At 68.1% G+C, this 14,748-nt stretch carries 18 protein-coding genes; 9 read left to right on the plus strand and 9 right to left on the minus strand.

Going from position 1 to position 14,748, the window contains the following annotated elements; genetic code table 11:
- Positions 1 to 5 precede the first annotated feature (5 nt).
- The 3 genes from ABIB29_RS04775 to ABIB29_RS04785 all read left to right on the plus strand — a co-directional run bounded on the left by ABIB29_RS04775 (position 6) and on the right by ABIB29_RS04785 (position 1,598).
- Entirely contained in the window at positions 6 to 365 is a 360-nt protein-coding gene (locus tag ABIB29_RS04775) for a non-heme iron oxygenase ferredoxin subunit (protein WP_024365476.1), read from the plus strand.
- 89 nt (positions 366 to 454) lie between these two features.
- Positions 455 to 1,252, plus strand: coding sequence for a Fe-S cluster assembly ATPase SufC (gene sufC, locus ABIB29_RS04780; protein WP_354170551.1), 798 nt, complete (start codon positions 455 to 457; stop codon positions 1,250 to 1,252).
- 13 nt (positions 1,253 to 1,265) lie between these two features.
- On the plus strand, positions 1,266 to 1,598 hold the full coding sequence (locus ABIB29_RS04785) for a metal-sulfur cluster assembly factor (protein WP_056434018.1): 333 nt from the start codon (positions 1,266 to 1,268) through the stop codon (positions 1,596 to 1,598).
- Between the two features lie 136 nt (positions 1,599 to 1,734).
- Here the strand turns inward: ABIB29_RS04785 and ypfJ are convergent, their stop codons facing one another.
- The gene (ypfJ, locus tag ABIB29_RS04790) at positions 1,735 to 2,622 is read right to left on the minus strand and encodes a KPN_02809 family neutral zinc metallopeptidase (protein WP_354170553.1); all 888 of its coding nucleotides are present in this window, start codon (positions 2,620 to 2,622) and stop codon (positions 1,735 to 1,737) included.
- Between the two features lie 58 nt (positions 2,623 to 2,680).
- On the opposite strand from ypfJ, the gene ABIB29_RS04795 reads away from it, so the two are divergent.
- Both ABIB29_RS04795 and ABIB29_RS04800 read left to right on the plus strand, forming a co-directional pair.
- Complete coding sequence (locus ABIB29_RS04795) at positions 2,681 to 4,105, plus strand: AMP-binding protein (RefSeq protein WP_354170555.1); 1,425 nt, start codon at positions 2,681 to 2,683, stop codon at positions 4,103 to 4,105.
- On the plus strand, positions 4,098 to 5,303 hold the full coding sequence (locus ABIB29_RS04800; RefSeq protein WP_354170557.1) for a thiolase family protein: 1,206 nt from the start codon (positions 4,098 to 4,100) through the stop codon (positions 5,301 to 5,303). Before ABIB29_RS04795 ends, ABIB29_RS04800 begins: the two co-directional genes overlap by 8 nt.
- 244 nt (positions 5,304 to 5,547) lie before the next feature.
- Here ABIB29_RS04800 and ABIB29_RS04805 read toward each other — a convergent pair whose 3' ends face one another.
- Genes ABIB29_RS04805 through ABIB29_RS04815 form a run of 3 tightly spaced genes read right to left on the minus strand, consistent with a single transcriptional unit; the run spans position 5,548 to position 7,714 of the window.
- Complete coding sequence (locus ABIB29_RS04805) at positions 5,548 to 6,219, minus strand: energy-coupling factor transporter transmembrane component T family protein (protein WP_354170558.1); 672 nt, start codon at positions 6,217 to 6,219, stop codon at positions 5,548 to 5,550.
- Complete coding sequence (locus tag ABIB29_RS04810; RefSeq protein WP_354170560.1) at positions 6,216 to 7,025, minus strand: energy-coupling factor ABC transporter ATP-binding protein; 810 nt, start codon at positions 7,023 to 7,025, stop codon at positions 6,216 to 6,218. The genes ABIB29_RS04805 and ABIB29_RS04810 overlap by 4 nt, the downstream gene beginning before the upstream one ends.
- On the minus strand, positions 7,022 to 7,714 hold the full coding sequence (locus ABIB29_RS04815; protein ID WP_354170562.1) for a biotin transporter BioY: 693 nt from the start codon (positions 7,712 to 7,714) through the stop codon (positions 7,022 to 7,024). Before ABIB29_RS04815 ends, ABIB29_RS04810 begins: the two co-directional genes overlap by 4 nt.
- Before the next feature lie 321 nt (positions 7,715 to 8,035).
- On the opposite strand from ABIB29_RS04815, the gene ABIB29_RS04820 reads away from it, so the two are divergent.
- Positions 8,036 to 9,634 carry an ABC-F family ATP-binding cassette domain-containing protein gene (locus ABIB29_RS04820; RefSeq protein WP_310049265.1) on the plus strand — a complete coding sequence of 533 codons (1,599 nt, stop codon included), beginning with the start codon at positions 8,036 to 8,038 and terminating at the stop codon, positions 9,632 to 9,634.
- 139 nt (positions 9,635 to 9,773) lie between these two features.
- Here ABIB29_RS04820 and ABIB29_RS04825 read toward each other — a convergent pair whose 3' ends face one another.
- The 4 genes from ABIB29_RS04825 to ABIB29_RS04840 all read right to left on the minus strand — a co-directional run bounded on the left by ABIB29_RS04825 (position 9,774) and on the right by ABIB29_RS04840 (position 11,854).
- On the minus strand, positions 9,774 to 10,175 hold the full coding sequence (locus tag ABIB29_RS04825; protein WP_354171079.1) for a YbaK/EbsC family protein: 402 nt from the start codon (positions 10,173 to 10,175) through the stop codon (positions 9,774 to 9,776).
- Positions 10,176 to 10,253: 78 nt separating this feature from the next.
- Positions 10,254 to 11,138 (minus strand): SURF1 family cytochrome oxidase biogenesis protein, encoded by an 885-nt coding sequence (locus ABIB29_RS04830; protein ID WP_354170564.1) that lies wholly within the window; start codon positions 11,136 to 11,138, stop codon positions 10,254 to 10,256.
- On the minus strand, positions 11,139 to 11,384 hold the full coding sequence (locus tag ABIB29_RS04835; protein ID WP_354170566.1) for a hypothetical protein: 246 nt from the start codon (positions 11,382 to 11,384) through the stop codon (positions 11,139 to 11,141). It lies immediately after the preceding gene.
- Complete coding sequence (locus ABIB29_RS04840; protein WP_354170568.1) at positions 11,381 to 11,854, minus strand: DUF3099 domain-containing protein; 474 nt, start codon at positions 11,852 to 11,854, stop codon at positions 11,381 to 11,383. Before ABIB29_RS04840 ends, ABIB29_RS04835 begins: the two co-directional genes overlap by 4 nt.
- 152 nt (positions 11,855 to 12,006) lie before the next feature.
- On the opposite strand from ABIB29_RS04840, the gene fabG reads away from it, so the two are divergent.
- The gene (gene fabG / locus ABIB29_RS04845) at positions 12,007 to 12,732 is read left to right on the plus strand and encodes a 3-oxoacyl-ACP reductase FabG (protein WP_354170569.1); all 726 of its coding nucleotides are present in this window, start codon (positions 12,007 to 12,009) and stop codon (positions 12,730 to 12,732) included.
- A gap of 183 nt (positions 12,733 to 12,915) precedes the next feature.
- Positions 12,916 to 13,335, plus strand: coding sequence for an Hsp20/alpha crystallin family protein (locus ABIB29_RS04850; RefSeq protein WP_354170571.1), 420 nt, complete (start codon positions 12,916 to 12,918; stop codon positions 13,333 to 13,335).
- Positions 13,336 to 13,408: 73 nt separating this feature from the next.
- On the opposite strand, the gene ABIB29_RS04855 is transcribed toward ABIB29_RS04850, so the two are convergent.
- A complete protein-coding gene (locus tag ABIB29_RS04855; protein WP_354170573.1) occupies positions 13,409 to 13,774 on the minus strand; it encodes a DUF5655 domain-containing protein in 366 nt (121 codons plus the stop codon).
- Positions 13,775 to 13,993: 219 nt separating this feature from the next.
- On the opposite strand from ABIB29_RS04855, the gene ABIB29_RS04860 reads away from it, so the two are divergent.
- Positions 13,994 to 14,746, plus strand: coding sequence for an SDR family oxidoreductase (locus ABIB29_RS04860; protein ID WP_354170575.1), 753 nt, complete (start codon positions 13,994 to 13,996; stop codon positions 14,744 to 14,746).
- Positions 14,747 to 14,748 lie beyond the last annotated feature (2 nt).

The raw sequence follows: 14,748 nt of genomic DNA on the forward strand, positions 1-14,748 counted from the left end.
CATCAATGACTGAACAGCCAAGAGGCGAGCTCGTCTGCAACGCCAGTGAGATCCAACTCAAGCAGGCGCTGCGGATCCTGGTCGACGACTACCCTGTCGCGATCGTGAAGGACTCGATGGGCGAGATCCACGCCATCGGTGACACCTGCTCGCACGCGGACATCTCCCTCTCCGAAGGTGAGGTGGAAGGCTGCAAGATCGAGTGCTGGGGCCACGGCTCCCAGTTCGATCTGCGCAGCGGCGAGCCGCTCCAGCTGCCGGCCTATGATCCCGTGCCTGTCTTTGCCGTGACCGTCCTGGATGACGAGGTCTATGTGGACTTCACCAATGTCCTGAACGGCGCCGAGGCCCCGAACTTCAGCTAGCTGCCCGCAGCCGGCAACCCGCATAACAGAACTTATCGACAAGAAACCGCACAGTGCCGGAGGGCACGGTGCAGAGGAGAACAAGACACATGTCTACTCTTGAGATCAAGGACCTGCACGTCAGCATTGACACCGAGCAGGGCACGAAGGAAATCCTGAAGGGCGTCAGCCTGACCATCCGGACCGGCGAAACCCACGCCATCATGGGCCCGAACGGTTCCGGCAAGTCCACGCTGGCGTCCACGATCGCCGGGCACCCGCGCTACAACGTCACCTCCGGCACCATCACGCTGGATGGCGAGGACGTCCTGGCGATGAGCGTGGACGAGCGCGCCCGCGCCGGCCTGTTCCTGGCCATGCAGTACCCCGTCGAGGTTCCCGGCGTCAGCATGACGAACTTCCTGCGGACCGCCAAGACGGCCATTGACGGCGAGGCGCCCAAGCTGCGGACCTGGACCAAGGACGTCAAGGCCGCCATGGCGCAGCTGCGCATCGACGCCGACTTCACCCAGCGCAACGTCAACGAGGGCTTCTCCGGCGGCGAGAAGAAGCGCGTCGAGATCCTGCAGCTGGAGCTGTTCAAGCCGAAGTTCGCCATCCTGGACGAGACCGACTCGGGCTTGGACGTCGATGCACTCAAGGTTGTCTCTGAGGGCGTCAACCGCGCCCACTCCGAGGGCAACATGGGCACCCTGCTCATCACGCACTACACCCGGATCCTGCGCTACATCAAGCCCGAGTTCGTTCACGTGTTCGTTGATGGCCAGGTTGTGGAAGAGGGCGGCCCGGAGCTGGCCGACCGCCTGGAAGAAGAAGGCTACGACCGCTACGCCACCGGCGCCGGGGCAGCCACCATTGCTGCCGCGTCCGCTGCAGCACAGGCCTAGTTAGGACTTGGCAATGACCGAACTCAATGTGGCCCGCACGGGCCTCGAGGATGTCGAAGAAGCACTCAAGGATGTGATCGACCCTGAACTGGGCGTAAACATCGTTGACCTGGGCCTGCTGTATGGCCTGAAGTACTCGGACGACGACGGCGCCCTGCTGATCGACATGACGCTCACCACGGCCGCCTGCCCGCTCACCGACGTGATCGAAGAGCAGGTCGGCAAGGCCCTGGACGGGGTCGTCGACGAATGGCGCCTCAACTGGGTATGGATGCCGCCGTGGGGTCCGGAACGGATCACCGAGGACGGCCGCGACCAGATGCGCGCCCTGGGCTTCAACATCTAGATCCCCACCGCCTCCCTGACGCAAAAACGACGGCGGGCCCACCTCTGGGAGGTGGGCCCGCCGTCGTCGTGCATCGAGTGCTCCGCAACCGCCCTAGAGGGACCTCATAGCGGCAGGTGCGGAGCAGCGGATGGGGTTACGGGGTGGCGACGCCGAAGGTGTCGCACTGGTTGATGTCGCCGGTCTTGTACCCCTGGTAGAACCATTTCTGGCGCTGCGCGCTGGAGCCGTGGGTCCAGGCCTCCGGTGACACCCGGCCGGTCGCGGCCTGCTGGATCCGGTCGTCGCCGACAGCCGAGGCGGCGGAGAGGGCATCCTGCAGGTCCCGTTCCGTCAGTGGTTCCAGGAACGGGACCCCGGTCTGGGGGTCCTCCTGGGTCGTGGCGTAGCGGACCCACAGGCCTGCGTAGCAGTCAGCCTGCAGCTCCACGCGGACGGCACCGGACTCCGGTCCCTGCGGGTCCTGCTGGGCCCGGTCCAGGTTCCCCAGCACGTTCTGGATGTGGTGGCCGAATTCGTGGGCCACCACATACTCCTGCGCCAGCGGCCCGCCGGATGAGCCGAAGCGGTCCACCAGGTCCTGGAAGAAGCCCGGGTCGAAGTACGCGGTCGAGTCGGCCGGGCAGTAGAACGGCCCCACCTCTGAGGTCGCCGCGCCGCAGCCGGTGTTGGTGGCCCCGTCGAAAATCACCGTGCCCGGCTGCGGGTACTGCCGGTCATACTGGGCCAGGTAGGCGGGCCAGAAAGCGTTCAGGCTGTTCACCGTGCCGGTGATGCGGCAGTCGAGCCGGGCGTCGGCGTCGGCGCCGGTTTCGCAAGCCGGGGCGGTGCTCTGGCTCTGCGATCCGGAATCCTGGGTGCTGCCGCCCAGGCCTTCCAGCAGGCTCGGATTGATGCCTAGCAGGGAGGCGATCAGCAGGATGATGCCGCCGCCGAGACCGATCCCGACTTTTCCGCCGCGGCCCATGCCGCGCCGGTCCTGGACCTGCGAGGGGTCCAGTTGGACGTTGTCATTGAAACTCATGCTGTCACAATATCGCGTACCTGCTTCCGGACGGCTCCCGGCCGGTAAAGTTGATCTGATGCCTTTCCTCGACAGACTCCAGCGCTGGGCCGGTGACCGCCCCGACGGGACCGCCGTCGTCGTCGCCGGCCAGCGCCTGAGCTGGGAAGAGCTGCGGGACACGGCCGCCGCCCTGGTGCCGGACACGCCGGCCGTGACGGTGCTGTCCGAAGAGAATTCGCTGCACTTCGCCGCAGCGTTTGCGGCCGCCGTCGCGGGGGAGCGGCAATGTGCCGTGCTGGACCCGACGTGGCCGCAGCAGCTGCAGGACAGTATCAGGGAGCGGATCCGCAAGACCGTCGTGACCGCGCCGGTTGCCGCGCCGGTGGCGGACCGCGCTGACGGGCCGGAACTCGTCGACGGGCGCCCGGACGCACCGTTCCTGATCGGCCTGACCTCCGGTACCACGTCTGTCCCCAAGGCCTTCAGCCGCTCGCGCCGGTCCTGGCAGCTGTCCTTCGACGCCTCGGTTGAATTCTTTGGCCTGCACGCGGACGACAAAACCCTGGCGCCCGGGCCCCTCGCGGCCAGCCTGAACCTCTATGCCCTGGCCGAATGCCTGTACGCCGGCTCGGAGTTCCACACCCTGGCCCGGTTCGATGTCGGCGACGTCCACGCCGCCGTCAGCCATGACGGAATCACCCGGCTGGTCCTCGTCCCCACAATGCTCCGGATCCTCAGCGAACGGGGACTGAGCGGCGGTGTTGACGCCTCAGGCATCCGAAGCATCATCTGCGCGGGCTCAAAACTGGACGCCCGGACCCTGGAAGCAGCCCGCCGCTGGGCACCCAACGCGACCATCTTCGAGTACTACGGCGCCTCTGAGCTCAGCTTCGTCTCCGGCGCAGGGCTCCCGCCCGGGCAGCAGCCCGACCAGCGCGGCACCGGGATCGGCACGCCGTTTCCCGGCGTCGAGATCCGCATCCTCGACGCCGGCGGAGTCCAGCTGCCGGACGGCACTGACGGCAACATCTGCGTGCGCAGCGGTATGGTCAGCGACGGCTACCTCTGGGGCGACGACGGCCAGGCCCTGCAGAGCTTCGACGGCTGGCACACGGTGGGGGACCAGGGCTACCTCGAGGGCGGGACCCTGCACATGCTGGGCCGCCGATCCGACATGATCATCACCGCCGGCACGAACGTCTACCCGCACGAGGTGGAGCTGGCGTTGGCCTCGGTTCCCGGGGTGGCCGCCGCCGTGGCCGCGGGCCTCGCGGACGAGCTCCGCGGGCAGAAAGTCGTCGCCGGCATTGTCCCCTCGCACGGCGGGGTGACCGCCACGCAGCTCAAGGCGGGAGTCGATGACGTGCTGTCCCGCAACAAGCGGCCGCTGGAATACTTCGCTCTGGCCGAACTTCCCCTGACGGACCGCGGGAAGCTCAGCCGGGAGCTGCTGCTCGACTGGATTGCCCGCAACGACCCCCGGATCCGGCGCCTTGGCTGAGCAACTTTCGCGGACTCTTCCCGACGACCGGCAGCCGGTCATCATCGCTGCCCGGCGCACCCCGATCTGCCGCGCCAACGGCGCCCTGAAGACCCTGCAGGCCCATGAACTGCTGGCCCCCGTCCTCCGCCGCCTGCTCACCGACACCGGCGTGGTCCCGGCGTCGGTGGCGGATGTGGTGATCGGCAACGCCGTGGGCGGCGGCGGTAACGTGGCCCGGCTCGCGGCCCTCGAGTCCGGCCTGCCAGTCAGCGTCCCCGGCCTCACGGTGGACCGGCAGTGCGGGTCAGGGCTCGACGCGGTTGCCCTGGCCTCCCGCCTCGTGGCCGCCGGCGGTGGCGGCGTGTACCTGGCCGGCGGGGTGGAGAGCATCAGCACGGCACCGCTCCGGGCCCGCCGCGACGCCGGCGGTGCCCCGGTGTTCTTCCCGCGGGCGCAGTTCGCGCCCCTGGGCCTTGGTGATCCGGACATGGGGGTGGCCGCCGAGAATGTGGCCGCCCGCTTCGGGGTCAGCCGGGAACGGCAGGACGCGGTGGCGCTGCGCAGCCACCAGCGCGCCCTGGCGTCCGCCGCGGCAGGATTCTTCGACGCTGAGATCGTCCCGCTGCCCGGTGTTTCCGGGCCGGACGGCGTGCACACGGTCCGTGCAGACGACGGGCCACGCCGCGGGCTGACCGCAGCCGTGCTGGCCCGGTTCCCGCCGGTGTTCGCCGCCGGCGGCACCGTCACCGCGGGGAATTCCTGCTTCGACGCGGACGGCGCCGCCGCCGTCGTTATCACCTCGGTGGAACGAGCCCGCGAGTTGGGAGCCAGGGACGGGCTCCTCGTGCGTGGAACGGACACGGCAGGTGTGGACCCGCAGCTGCTGGGCATCGGGGCGGCCCGGGCGGCCGGACGCCTGCTGGAACGCAGCGGCGTTACGGCCGCGGAGCTGGGGCTGGTGGAATTCAACGAGGCCTTCGCCTCCCAGACGATCGCGTGCCTGGACCAGCTCGGCTTCCCCCCGGAGCGCGCCAACGCCGACGGCGGTGCCCTGGCCCTGGGGCACGCCTACGGGGCGTCCGGCGCCGTGCTGGTCACACGGCTGCTGGCCCAGGCACGGCGCAGCCCGGCAGAGGGGCAACTGGCGCTGGCACTGATCAGCATCGCCGGAGGAATGGGCACCGCCGCGCTGCTGGAGTACCGCAGCTTCTCCTAGCGCGGCCTCCCTCGTGGCTCCGGGGGACATGCCCATTTTTCGGCCCGGTCAGTGGACATAGTGGGTTTATGTCCAGTGTCTGCGGTCAGGGGAGGGCATGTCCCGTGATCCCGCGGTTTCGGCTGGCAGATCCGCACCACGCCACCTAGGGGACATGCCCAGTCCTGGGTCCGGCCAGTGGACATAGTGGGTTTATGTCCAGTGTCCGCGGTCAGGGGAGGGCATGTCCCGTGATTCCCGGGTGTCAGGGGAGGGCATGTCCAGCGGCGGGGGTGGCAGGCGGGGCATGCTCCCCGGTCTCGGCCTCACCCAGGCCGCGGGCCGCGAGGGCGTCGCCGGTCTGCCGGGCGAACGCCACGGTGGTAATGAAGACCGGGAGGATCAGGGCCCGGGGGTTGCGCTCCAGCCCGCGCGCCCGGGCGGAATCACGGACGTCACTGTAGGCGCCCGCGATGAACGGGATGCTGCGCAGCATGATGGCGATGGTCAGCGCGAAACGCTCCGGATCCGCCCCAAAGCGCTGGAACGGCTGCGCCAGGGAGGCCACGCCATCCAGCAGCCGCTGCACCGGGGTGGTGGCCGTGAGGACGGACGCCGCCACAATACAGACCAGCACATTGAGCACAATCCGCGCCGCGGTCGGGCCACCGAGTTGCCACCACTGAAACAGCCCAATCGCCGCCAGAACGGGCAGCACGGGCCGGACCGCGCGGAACAGCCTTGACACACCCGCCCCGCTGAGCAGGAACAGGGTGCACATCACGGCCAGGGCGGCCGCCGCCACGGCCCAGTCGACAATCAGGAAGGACGCCATGCCGCAGCCGACGACCAGCAGGAACTTCAGCCACAGCGGCGCGCGGTGCAGCAGGGAATCGCCCGGCACATAGTTGGCCAGCAGGAACCCGTGGCCGCTCACAGCTGCCCCGGATGCCGCTGCGCCACGGACGGATCCCCACGGTGAAGACTCTCATGGTGCGGCTGCCCCAACAGTGCCGCATCCGCCGCACCGGAATCAGGGAGACCCGCCGCGCACAGCGCACGGTAATGTGCGACGGCGGCGGACGGCCCGCCGTCGAACACCACCGCGCCGGCGTCGACCACGAGGACCCGGTCGAGGTCCAGCGCGAGCTCAAGGTCGTGGGTGGAAAGGATGACCTGCTGGCTGAGTCCGGCCAGGGTCCGGCGCAGCAGTTCCCGGTTGCGCAGGTCCAGCAGGGTGGAAGGCTCGTCCAGGACCAGCACCTCCGGGTCCACGGCGAGGACCGCGGCGAGGGCCAGGAGCTGGCGCTCCCCGCCGGAGAGTTCATAGATGCTCTGGTCGGCCAGCGGCAGCAACCCGAAGCGGTCCAGTGTCGCCTCGGCCTGGCGGCTGCGTTCGCGGGAGTTCCGGACCGAGCGGCGGAGGGACAGTTCCACGTCCTCCCGCCCGGTGGGCATGACCAGCTGGGACAGCGGGTCGGTGAAGACAAAGCCGACGCGCCGTCGTACCTCCCGTACCGAGCGGACCGTGTCCCACTTGTCCACCGTGACGCTCCCGCTGCTCGGCACCACGAGCCCGTTGAGGAGCCGCAGCAGCGTGGACTTGCCGGAACCGTTGGCGCCGATGATGCCGATCCGCTGCTCGGTGAGCCGCAGGGTCAGCTCGGCCAGCAAGGTTTTCGGTGCGGGGCGGCCGTCAACCGCCACCCGCACCGCAACCCGGTCCAGCACAAAGGTGCTCACCTCCGTTGACCCACGGTGGTGTGGGAAGCGGGCGCGCCGCCCGGGGCAACGGTCCCGCTGCTCCGGATCCGGCGGATCAGCAGATCCGGAAACGCCTTGTGCAGCGCCAGGGCAATGGTCACGGCCAGGATGTTCTTGATCACATCTCCCGGATAGAAGACCAGGTCCGCGAGGAACGCCTTCGAGAAGTCCAGCTTCGCGTTGACCACCATACCGAGGATGCCGAGGCCGTGGACGAAGATGATGCTGCTCACCATCGCGGCAGCGAAAAGCAGGACCGCACGCAGCCTGCCGGGACGGCCCGCGGTGCGGCGCAGCACGACGACGGTCAGCCAGCCCACCGCCGTCGCGGCGAAGACAAAGCCGATGATGTAGCCCGCCGAGGGGCCGGCCAGGACCCCGAGACCGCTGCGTCCGCCGCTGAAGATCGGCAACCCGGCGAGACCGAGGAGGACGTAGAGCCCGACGGCGGCGAACGCCCTGCCGGGGCCCAGGGCCAGCCCGGTGAGCATCACGGCGAGCGTCTGCACCGTGATGGGGACACCCATCCCTGCCACCGGAATGGCGGCAATGAGGGCGGAGCCGGCCACGAGCGCGGCGAAAACCGCGATCAATCCCAGGTCGGTGGCGTTCCAGCGGTGCCGTTGCCGGGCGGGGGTGGCGGCTGCGCTGCCGTGGGTCTGCGTCATGGGGAGTTCCTATCGCGAGTGAATCGGTCCTGTTTCTGATTTTGACTTTACGAGCATGCCGGGCCGGGTTTTTTGTAGGTGCTCCACTAACCGGGGGCCCGGCAGCTGGAGGGCCGCACCAATGGCCCCCGGTGGTGCCCGGCAGCACACGGCAGGCACCGCCGTGGTCTTGGTTTCCGGCAGCCCGCGGGTCTCTTGTCAAGAGGCGCAGGCTGGGCCGGTAGACTGGGAGAGGCCGTTCTCTCGGCCACACTGCCCCGGCCCCCTCCAGATTCCACCGTTGTGCCGCGGCGTTCCCTGTTGTGAAAGGCCTTAGCTGCATTGATTACCGTCCAGGATCTCGAACTGCGCGCCGGCGCCCGCCTCCTTATGGACCAGGTGAGCTTCCGGATCGACAAGGGAGACAAGATCGGCCTTGTGGGCCGTAACGGTGCAGGCAAGACCACGCTGACCCGGGTGCTCGCCGGCGAAGGCCTGCCCGCCGGCGGCAAGGTCACCCGCAGCGGGGAGATCGGCTACCTGCCGCAGGATCCCCGGACCCCGGACATGGAGCAGTTGGCCCGCGACCGGATCCTGTCCGCCCGGGGCCTGGACATCGCGGTCGGCAAACTTCGCCAGACGCATGAGGACATGGCCAGCGACGACGCCGAGGTCCAGCGCAAGGCGATGAACCGTTACGACCGGCTCGAATCCGAATTCCTGGCTGCCGGCGGCTACGCTGCCGAGGCCGAGGCCGCAGCGATCTGCTCCAACCTGGCCCTGCCGGACCGTCTGCTGAACCAGCCGCTCAAGACACTCTCCGGCGGCCAGCGCCGCCGTGTGGAGCTAGCCCGCATCCTGTATTCGGACGCCGAAACGATGCTCCTGGATGAGCCCACAAACCACCTCGACGCCGACTCGATCACCTGGCTGCGCGAGTTCCTGAAGAACCACCAGGGCGGCCTGATCGTGATCAGCCACGACACGGAACTGCTCGAGGCCACCGTCAACAAGGTGTTCCTGCTGGATCCCAACCGTGCGCAGATCGATTTCTACAACATGGACTGGAAGCGCTATCTCCAGCAGCGCGAAACGGACGAACGTGCCCGCAAGCGGGAGCGCGCCAACGCCGAGAAGAAGGCCCAGGTCCTCTTCGACCAGGCCAACAAGATGCGCGCCAAGGCCACCAAGGCCGTCGCCGCGCAGAACATGGCCAAGCGCGCGGAGCGTCTGCTGGGCGGCCTTGAGGCCGTGCGCGCGACTGACCGTGTGGCAGCCCTGCGCTTCCCGGATCCCTCGCCCTGCGGCAAGACCCCGCTCACCGCGGACGGCCTCAGCAAGTCCTTTGGTTCGCTGGAGATCTTCACCGACGTGGACCTCGCCATTGACCGCGGCTCCAAGGTGGTCATCCTGGGCCTCAACGGCGCCGGCAAGACCACCCTCCTGCGTATGCTCGCCGGCGTCGACAAGCCGGACACCGGCGAAGTCGTTGCGGGCCACGGCCTGAAGGTGGGCTACTACGCCCAGGAACACGAGACACTCGACGTGGACCGCACCGTCCTGCAGAACATGCGCTCCTCAGCCCCGGACATGAACGACGCGGAAGTGCGCAACATCCTGGGCTCGTTCCTGTTCTCCGGCGACGACGTCGACAAGCCGGCCGGCGTGCTGTCCGGCGGCGAGAAGACCCGCCTGGCCCTGGCCACCATCGTTGCCTCCAGTGCGAACGTACTGCTCCTCGATGAGCCCACCAACAACCTCGACCCCGCCAGCCGCGCCGAAATCCTTGGCGCCCTGAGCAACTACACCGGCGCCGTCGTCCTGGTGAGCCACGATGAAGGTGCCGTTGAGGCGCTGAATCCCGAGCGCGTTGTGCTGCTGCCCGACGGCATCGAGGACCACTGGAACGAAGACTACCTGGACCTGATTACGCTCGCGTAGGCGGCTCCGGACTGGCTTGATCAGGGCGGCAAGCTTCGCGCCCCGCGCGCGCAATGTGCCGCGTGCCCGCCCGTACCTCGCTTAAACGCACGCTGCGCAAACCGCCCGCGTTTCGGCGCTGGAGCCAAGGTCATGCCAGCTAGCGGACCGGCATTTCCTCGGCACCGGTGATTCTGCGTAGCTCGTCGTAGCTGATCGAGAACATGGAGTGGTGGTCTCCTGCTCCGGCCCAGAGGACCTCGTGGATGCTCAGGGACTCGTCCAGCAGCGTCTTGATTTTCTCCGGATGCCCGACCGGGGCGACGCCGCCCACTTCCTGGCCGGTGTGTTCAAGGACGTACCCCGGGGAAGCGCGTCGGATTCTTCCGGTGCCCAGTTGCTCAGCGACTTTCCGGACATCGACCCTGGCGGCGCCGCTGGCAAGGATCAGCAGCGGGGTGCCCTCGATGTCGAACACGAGGCTGTTGGTGATGGCCGCGACGTCGCAGCCCAGCGCGGCGGCCGCGGCGGCCGCCGTCGGGACTGTGGAATCGAGCACCATGACGGTGTCCTTGGCGCCGAGCGCGTTCAGCGCGTGCTTGACCCGGTCCACGGGCTCCGGGAACAGGACAGCCACTGCTCAGAACCCCTGGGCATCCAGGATCGCGTCTTCCTCTTCCTCCGCGGTCGCGTTCTTCCGCTTGCGGGGGACGGGACGCCGGCGGGCAACCGGGCCGCTGGAGTGCATCAGGACGCCGTCCGTGTCCGCGGACTCGGCTTCGGCGTCCTCCGCATCGATGGCGGCGTTTCGAGCCTGCTGACGGGCCGCGTACCCGAAGCCGATGAACATCAGCACGCCGAACGCGAACCACTGCAGTGAGTAGGACAGGTGCGTGCCCTCTTCGGTGGACGGCTTGGGGAACGGGAAGGGCATGTCCGCCGCCGCCGGGCTCTCCGAGGCCAGCTGGCCGTAGGCGCCCGTCAGCAGGGGATAACCCAGTTCCGCGGAGTAGGCGGAGAGATCGATCGAGGCCAGCTGCCCGTCCGGGGCGCCGCGCTGGAGCTCGGGCTCGGCGGGTTTGAGCCGGGCGACGACGGTTACGGTGCCCTGCGGGGGTGCCGGAACCGCGTCGGGGCTGCCTGGGTTTTTGTTGCCGATCGGCAGCCAGCCGCGGTCAATCACGACGGTCTCGCCGGTTTCCACCTTGAAGGGGACAACGACTTCATAGCCGGGCTGGCCGTTGAGCGGGCGGTTGCGGACAATCCGCTGGCCGGCGACGTCGTAGCTGCCCTTCAGTTCCACCTGCGTCCACTCGCGGTCCGCGGCCAGCGAGCGGAACTGGTCCTTGATGTCAGCGAAGGGGACGGGCGCGGCGGAATAATTCGAGGTGACCCGGTTGATCTCGGCGAGTGTTTCGGCGCGGCGGTCCATCTGCCAGCGGCCCAGTCCAACGCACGCTGCGGCAAAAATCGCGGCCAGCAACAAATACCCCAGCCACTTGCTGGAGAAGAGAAAACGGTACATTCAGCTTGCCCTGCCTGCCGGGTTCAGTGCCACGGTTTCCTTCCAGAGCCCGCGGGTCTGCAGATAGTCCTCGAGCCAGGCCCGGTGTTCTCCGCAGGCCAGCCAGATCTTGCGCCGTTCGGGGGTATGGATCTTCGGGTTGTTCCAGAGCAGCTGCCATTCGGCGCCGCTCCTGCATGCTTTACGGGAGCAGACAGCTTCGGCTGGCCCGGCTGCTCCGCCGCCGGCGATGTCAAATAGGCTCATGACGCGGCCCGCCCGCGACCGCCGTCGTCGTCGCCGGGGATTCCGGGATCATTCTTGGGGGAGTCCTCATCATCGACGAGTTCGCCCTGCAGCAGCGTCATCGACGGGTCTTCCGGCGCAGCGTCAACCGGGGCGGTGGCAGGCCCATCGAGCTGGGCCAGCGGCGCGTAGTCCAGCAGCGAGTCGGAGTGCACTTCCGCCTGGTCGCTGCCGTTCGCGATGATGACGGCAAACCAGGGCAGGAACACGGCTCCGATGATCGGGAGGATCTTCAGCCAGCCGTCCACCACAAAGATCAGGATCAGGCACACCATGCGGATGCCCATCGCCACGGCGTACTTGATCATCCGCTGGCGCATCTCTTCCGAGTGCGCGGCGGCGGCGTCGGTGATGCTGTGGACCTCGGAATCACCGGACGGTACTTCCGGGTCCCCGGGCACAGGGACACCGGATCGGTTTTTGAGTGTCAAGGCTGTCAGATCACGCTCCCAAGGCTTACTACAATTCTCTCACCAACGGGGGAGCCGCCCAAACGCGGGCGATCCCGGGCGCTAAGATCGGAGGCAGGAAAATCCCGCCCCCAGCGCGGCACCGTCCCGCCGCAGAATTCCGGAGCCCCACCATGTCTGAAACAGCAACCACCGGCCGAAGTGTCCTGATCACCGGCGGAAACCGCGGAATCGGCCTCGCCATCGCCGAAGCCTTCCTCGCCAACGGGGACAAGGTGGCCGTCACGTACCGCAGCGAATCGGCGCTCCCCGCGGGCATCCTCGGCGTGAAGGCCGACGTCACGGACGAGTCCTCCGTGGACGCCGCGTTCACCGAAGTGGAAGCCGCCCACGGCCCCGTCGAGGTGCTGGTGGCCAACGCCGGCATCACCAAGGACACCCTCCTGATGCGCATGAGCGAGGACGACTTCACCTCGGTCATCGACACCAACCTCACCGGCGCCTTCCGCGTGATCAAGCGCGCCTCCAAGGGCATGATCCGGGCCCGCAGGGGCCGCGTGGTCCTCATCTCCTCCGTCTCGGGCCTTTACGGCGCGCCCGGCCAGATCAACTACTCGGCCTCCAAGGCCGGCCTCGTGGGTATCGCCCGCTCGCTGACCCGCGAGTTGGGTGCCCGCGGCATCACCGCGAACGTTGTGGCACCAGGCTTCATCAACACGGACATGACCGCGGAACTGGCCGAGGCGACCCAGAAGGACTACCTCTCCAAGGTTCCCGCCGGCCGCTTCGCCGAGGCCTCCGAGGTCGCCAACGTGGTCCGCTGGATCGCCAGCGACGAGGCTGCCTACATCTCCGGTGCCGTCATCCCGGTCGACGGCGGCCTCGGTATGGGCCACTAGGAGAGATTCCCCAAGCCCACGACGACGGCGGGAGCCCCCGGTACCGTCCACCCACCCGGCGGGGCGCGCCGGGACAGCCACGATAGGACTTTCAGCCCGTAGCGCCGGGCGCTGCCGGGGTGTGTAATGGGGCTACAGCCCCTGACCACACCACGGCAGGGGCATGGAATCAGGAGGACAATCGTGGCTGAACTGAACAAGTGGGTCCCGTCGGACGTGCTGGAGCCGATCAAACGTTTCCTCGACGGCGACATGACCATGACGCCGTCCATCAAGGTCGAACAGTTCGTGGACGGCACCACCCTGGTGGTGCGCGCCGAGGTTCCGGGAATCGATCCCGACAGGGACGTGGACGTCTCCGTGAGCGAAGGCATGCTGCACATCAGGGCGGAACGTGAGGAGAAAAGCGAGCACAAGAGCAAGGACGGCTACCGCTCCGAGTTCCGCTATGGCTCTTTCTCGCGCAGTGTTGCGCTGCCGCCGGGTGCCAGGGAAGAGGACATCACTGCCACCTACAAGGACGGCGTCCTTGAGGTGCGGGCTCCTGCCCCCGTGGCCACACGGGACGCCACGGCCAAGAAGATCAGGATCGACCACACATAGCAGGCGGCCCGGCCGGGCGGGTGGACAAGAATGTAGGTCCGCCCGTCCCGGCACAGGCTGTCCGGCGCCGGCCTCAGCCCGCTGCCGCCCGCGCCTCAAGCAGCCAGCCGGCTACCTCGGCGTCGAGCTCCTCCTCGTCGTGCAGCTCCAGGTGATGCATCCACACCCCGGGAGACGGGTTGACGATCTCCTTGAACCGGGCCGAACTGATCCGGCGCGGGAGCGCGATCGACAGCACGGCGGGCACCTCGGAAGCAACGTACCGCCCCGGCCACCAGAGGTACGCGAAACCCCGCTTCTCCCGGAAGGCCACCTGGCTTGTCGTGGCGCGGATCGCCGGCGGGGCGGGCGCGGCCAGCAGCTTCTCCACGGCGTGGAACAGGTCCAGGCCCCGGGGGGATCCGCTGAAGACCTGCTCCGGTGTGGAGTCCTCGCTCACGCCCCGCGGCACCAGATCCTCTGATCCCCAGCCGTGTGGCCAGCTGCGTGGCAGCCACCGCGCGGACGTTCCATGCCCGCGATCGTACGCCCGCGGGCATGGCCGGAACTAGCCTGCCACAGCTTCTTTGTGGAACCCGGACAACGGAAAACCCCTGCGCCGCTGGCATGATGGACTGCAGACCCACCGTTTTTGGACGTTTGGAACAAAGGAGCTCGTATGGGACTGCTGGACAACAAGACCGCAATCGTGACCGGTTCGTCGCGGGGCATCGGCGCTGAAGTCGCCAAGATCCTCGCCGCCGAGGGCGCCGCCGTCGTCGTGAACTACCGCCAAAAGGCGCCCCGGGCCAACAAGGTTGTGACCGGAATCGAGGCGGACGGCGGCCGCGCCGCTGCCGTCGGCGCCGACCTCACCACCCAGGAAGGCGTCCAGGCCCTCGCCAGCGCCGCGATGGAGAACTTCGGCTCGCTTGACGTCCTGGTCCTCAACGCTTCCGGCGGGATGGAATCCGGCATGGAGGAGGGCTACGCGCTCAAGCTCAACCGCGACGCGCAGGTGAACATGCTCAACGCTGCCGTGCCGCTGATGCCCGCGGGTTCCCGGGTGGTGTTCGTGACAAGCCACCAGGCCCACTTCATCAACACCGTGCCCACCATGCCGGACTACGAGCCCGTGGCACGCAGCAAGCGCGCCGGCGAGGACGCCCTCCGCGAACTCGTTCCGAACCTGGCCGAGAAGGGCATCTCCCTCGTCGTCGTCTCCGGCGACATGATCGAGGGCACCGTCACGGCCACCCTGCTGGACCGCTCCAACCCGGGCGCCATCGAGGCCCGCCGCGCCGAGGCCGGGAAGCTGTACTCGGTCACGGAGTTCGCCGCGGAGGTCGCCAAGATGGTCACCGCCGACGTCGAATCCGGCCACACCGAGTACGTCGGCGGATCCGACTACTTCGACAAGAGCAACAACTAAGG

Source organism: Arthrobacter sp. UYEF36 (genome assembly GCF_040547025.1).
Taxonomy (GTDB): Bacteria; Actinomycetota; Actinomycetes; order Actinomycetales; family Micrococcaceae; genus Arthrobacter.

Coding starts and splice junctions, on each gene's coding strand:
- sufC (WP_354170551.1), top strand. CDS start 455: ATGTCTACTCTTGAGATCAAGGACCTGCACGTCAGCATTGACACCGAG.
- ABIB29_RS04815 (WP_354170562.1), bottom strand. CDS start 7,714: ATGACGCAGACCCACGGCAGCGCAGCCGCCACCCCCGCCCGGCAACGG.
- ABIB29_RS04795 (WP_354170555.1), top strand. CDS start 2,681: ATGCCTTTCCTCGACAGACTCCAGCGCTGGGCCGGTGACCGCCCCGAC.
- ABIB29_RS04860 (WP_354170575.1), top strand. CDS start 13,994: ATGGGACTGCTGGACAACAAGACCGCAATCGTGACCGGTTCGTCGCGG.
- ABIB29_RS04830 (WP_354170564.1), bottom strand. CDS start 11,138: ATGTACCGTTTTCTCTTCTCCAGCAAGTGGCTGGGGTATTTGTTGCTG.
- ABIB29_RS04785 (WP_056434018.1), top strand. CDS start 1,266: ATGACCGAACTCAATGTGGCCCGCACGGGCCTCGAGGATGTCGAAGAA.
- ypfJ (WP_354170553.1), bottom strand. CDS start 2,622: ATGAGTTTCAATGACAACGTCCAACTGGACCCCTCGCAGGTCCAGGAC.
- ABIB29_RS04835 (WP_354170566.1), bottom strand. CDS start 11,384: ATGAGCCTATTTGACATCGCCGGCGGCGGAGCAGCCGGGCCAGCCGAA.
- ABIB29_RS04775 (WP_024365476.1), top strand. CDS start 6: ATGACTGAACAGCCAAGAGGCGAGCTCGTCTGCAACGCCAGTGAGATC.
- fabG (WP_354170569.1), top strand. CDS start 12,007: ATGTCTGAAACAGCAACCACCGGCCGAAGTGTCCTGATCACCGGCGGA.
- ABIB29_RS04825 (WP_354171079.1), bottom strand. CDS start 10,175: ATGGTGCTCGATTCCACAGTCCCGACGGCGGCCGCCGCGGCCGCCGCG.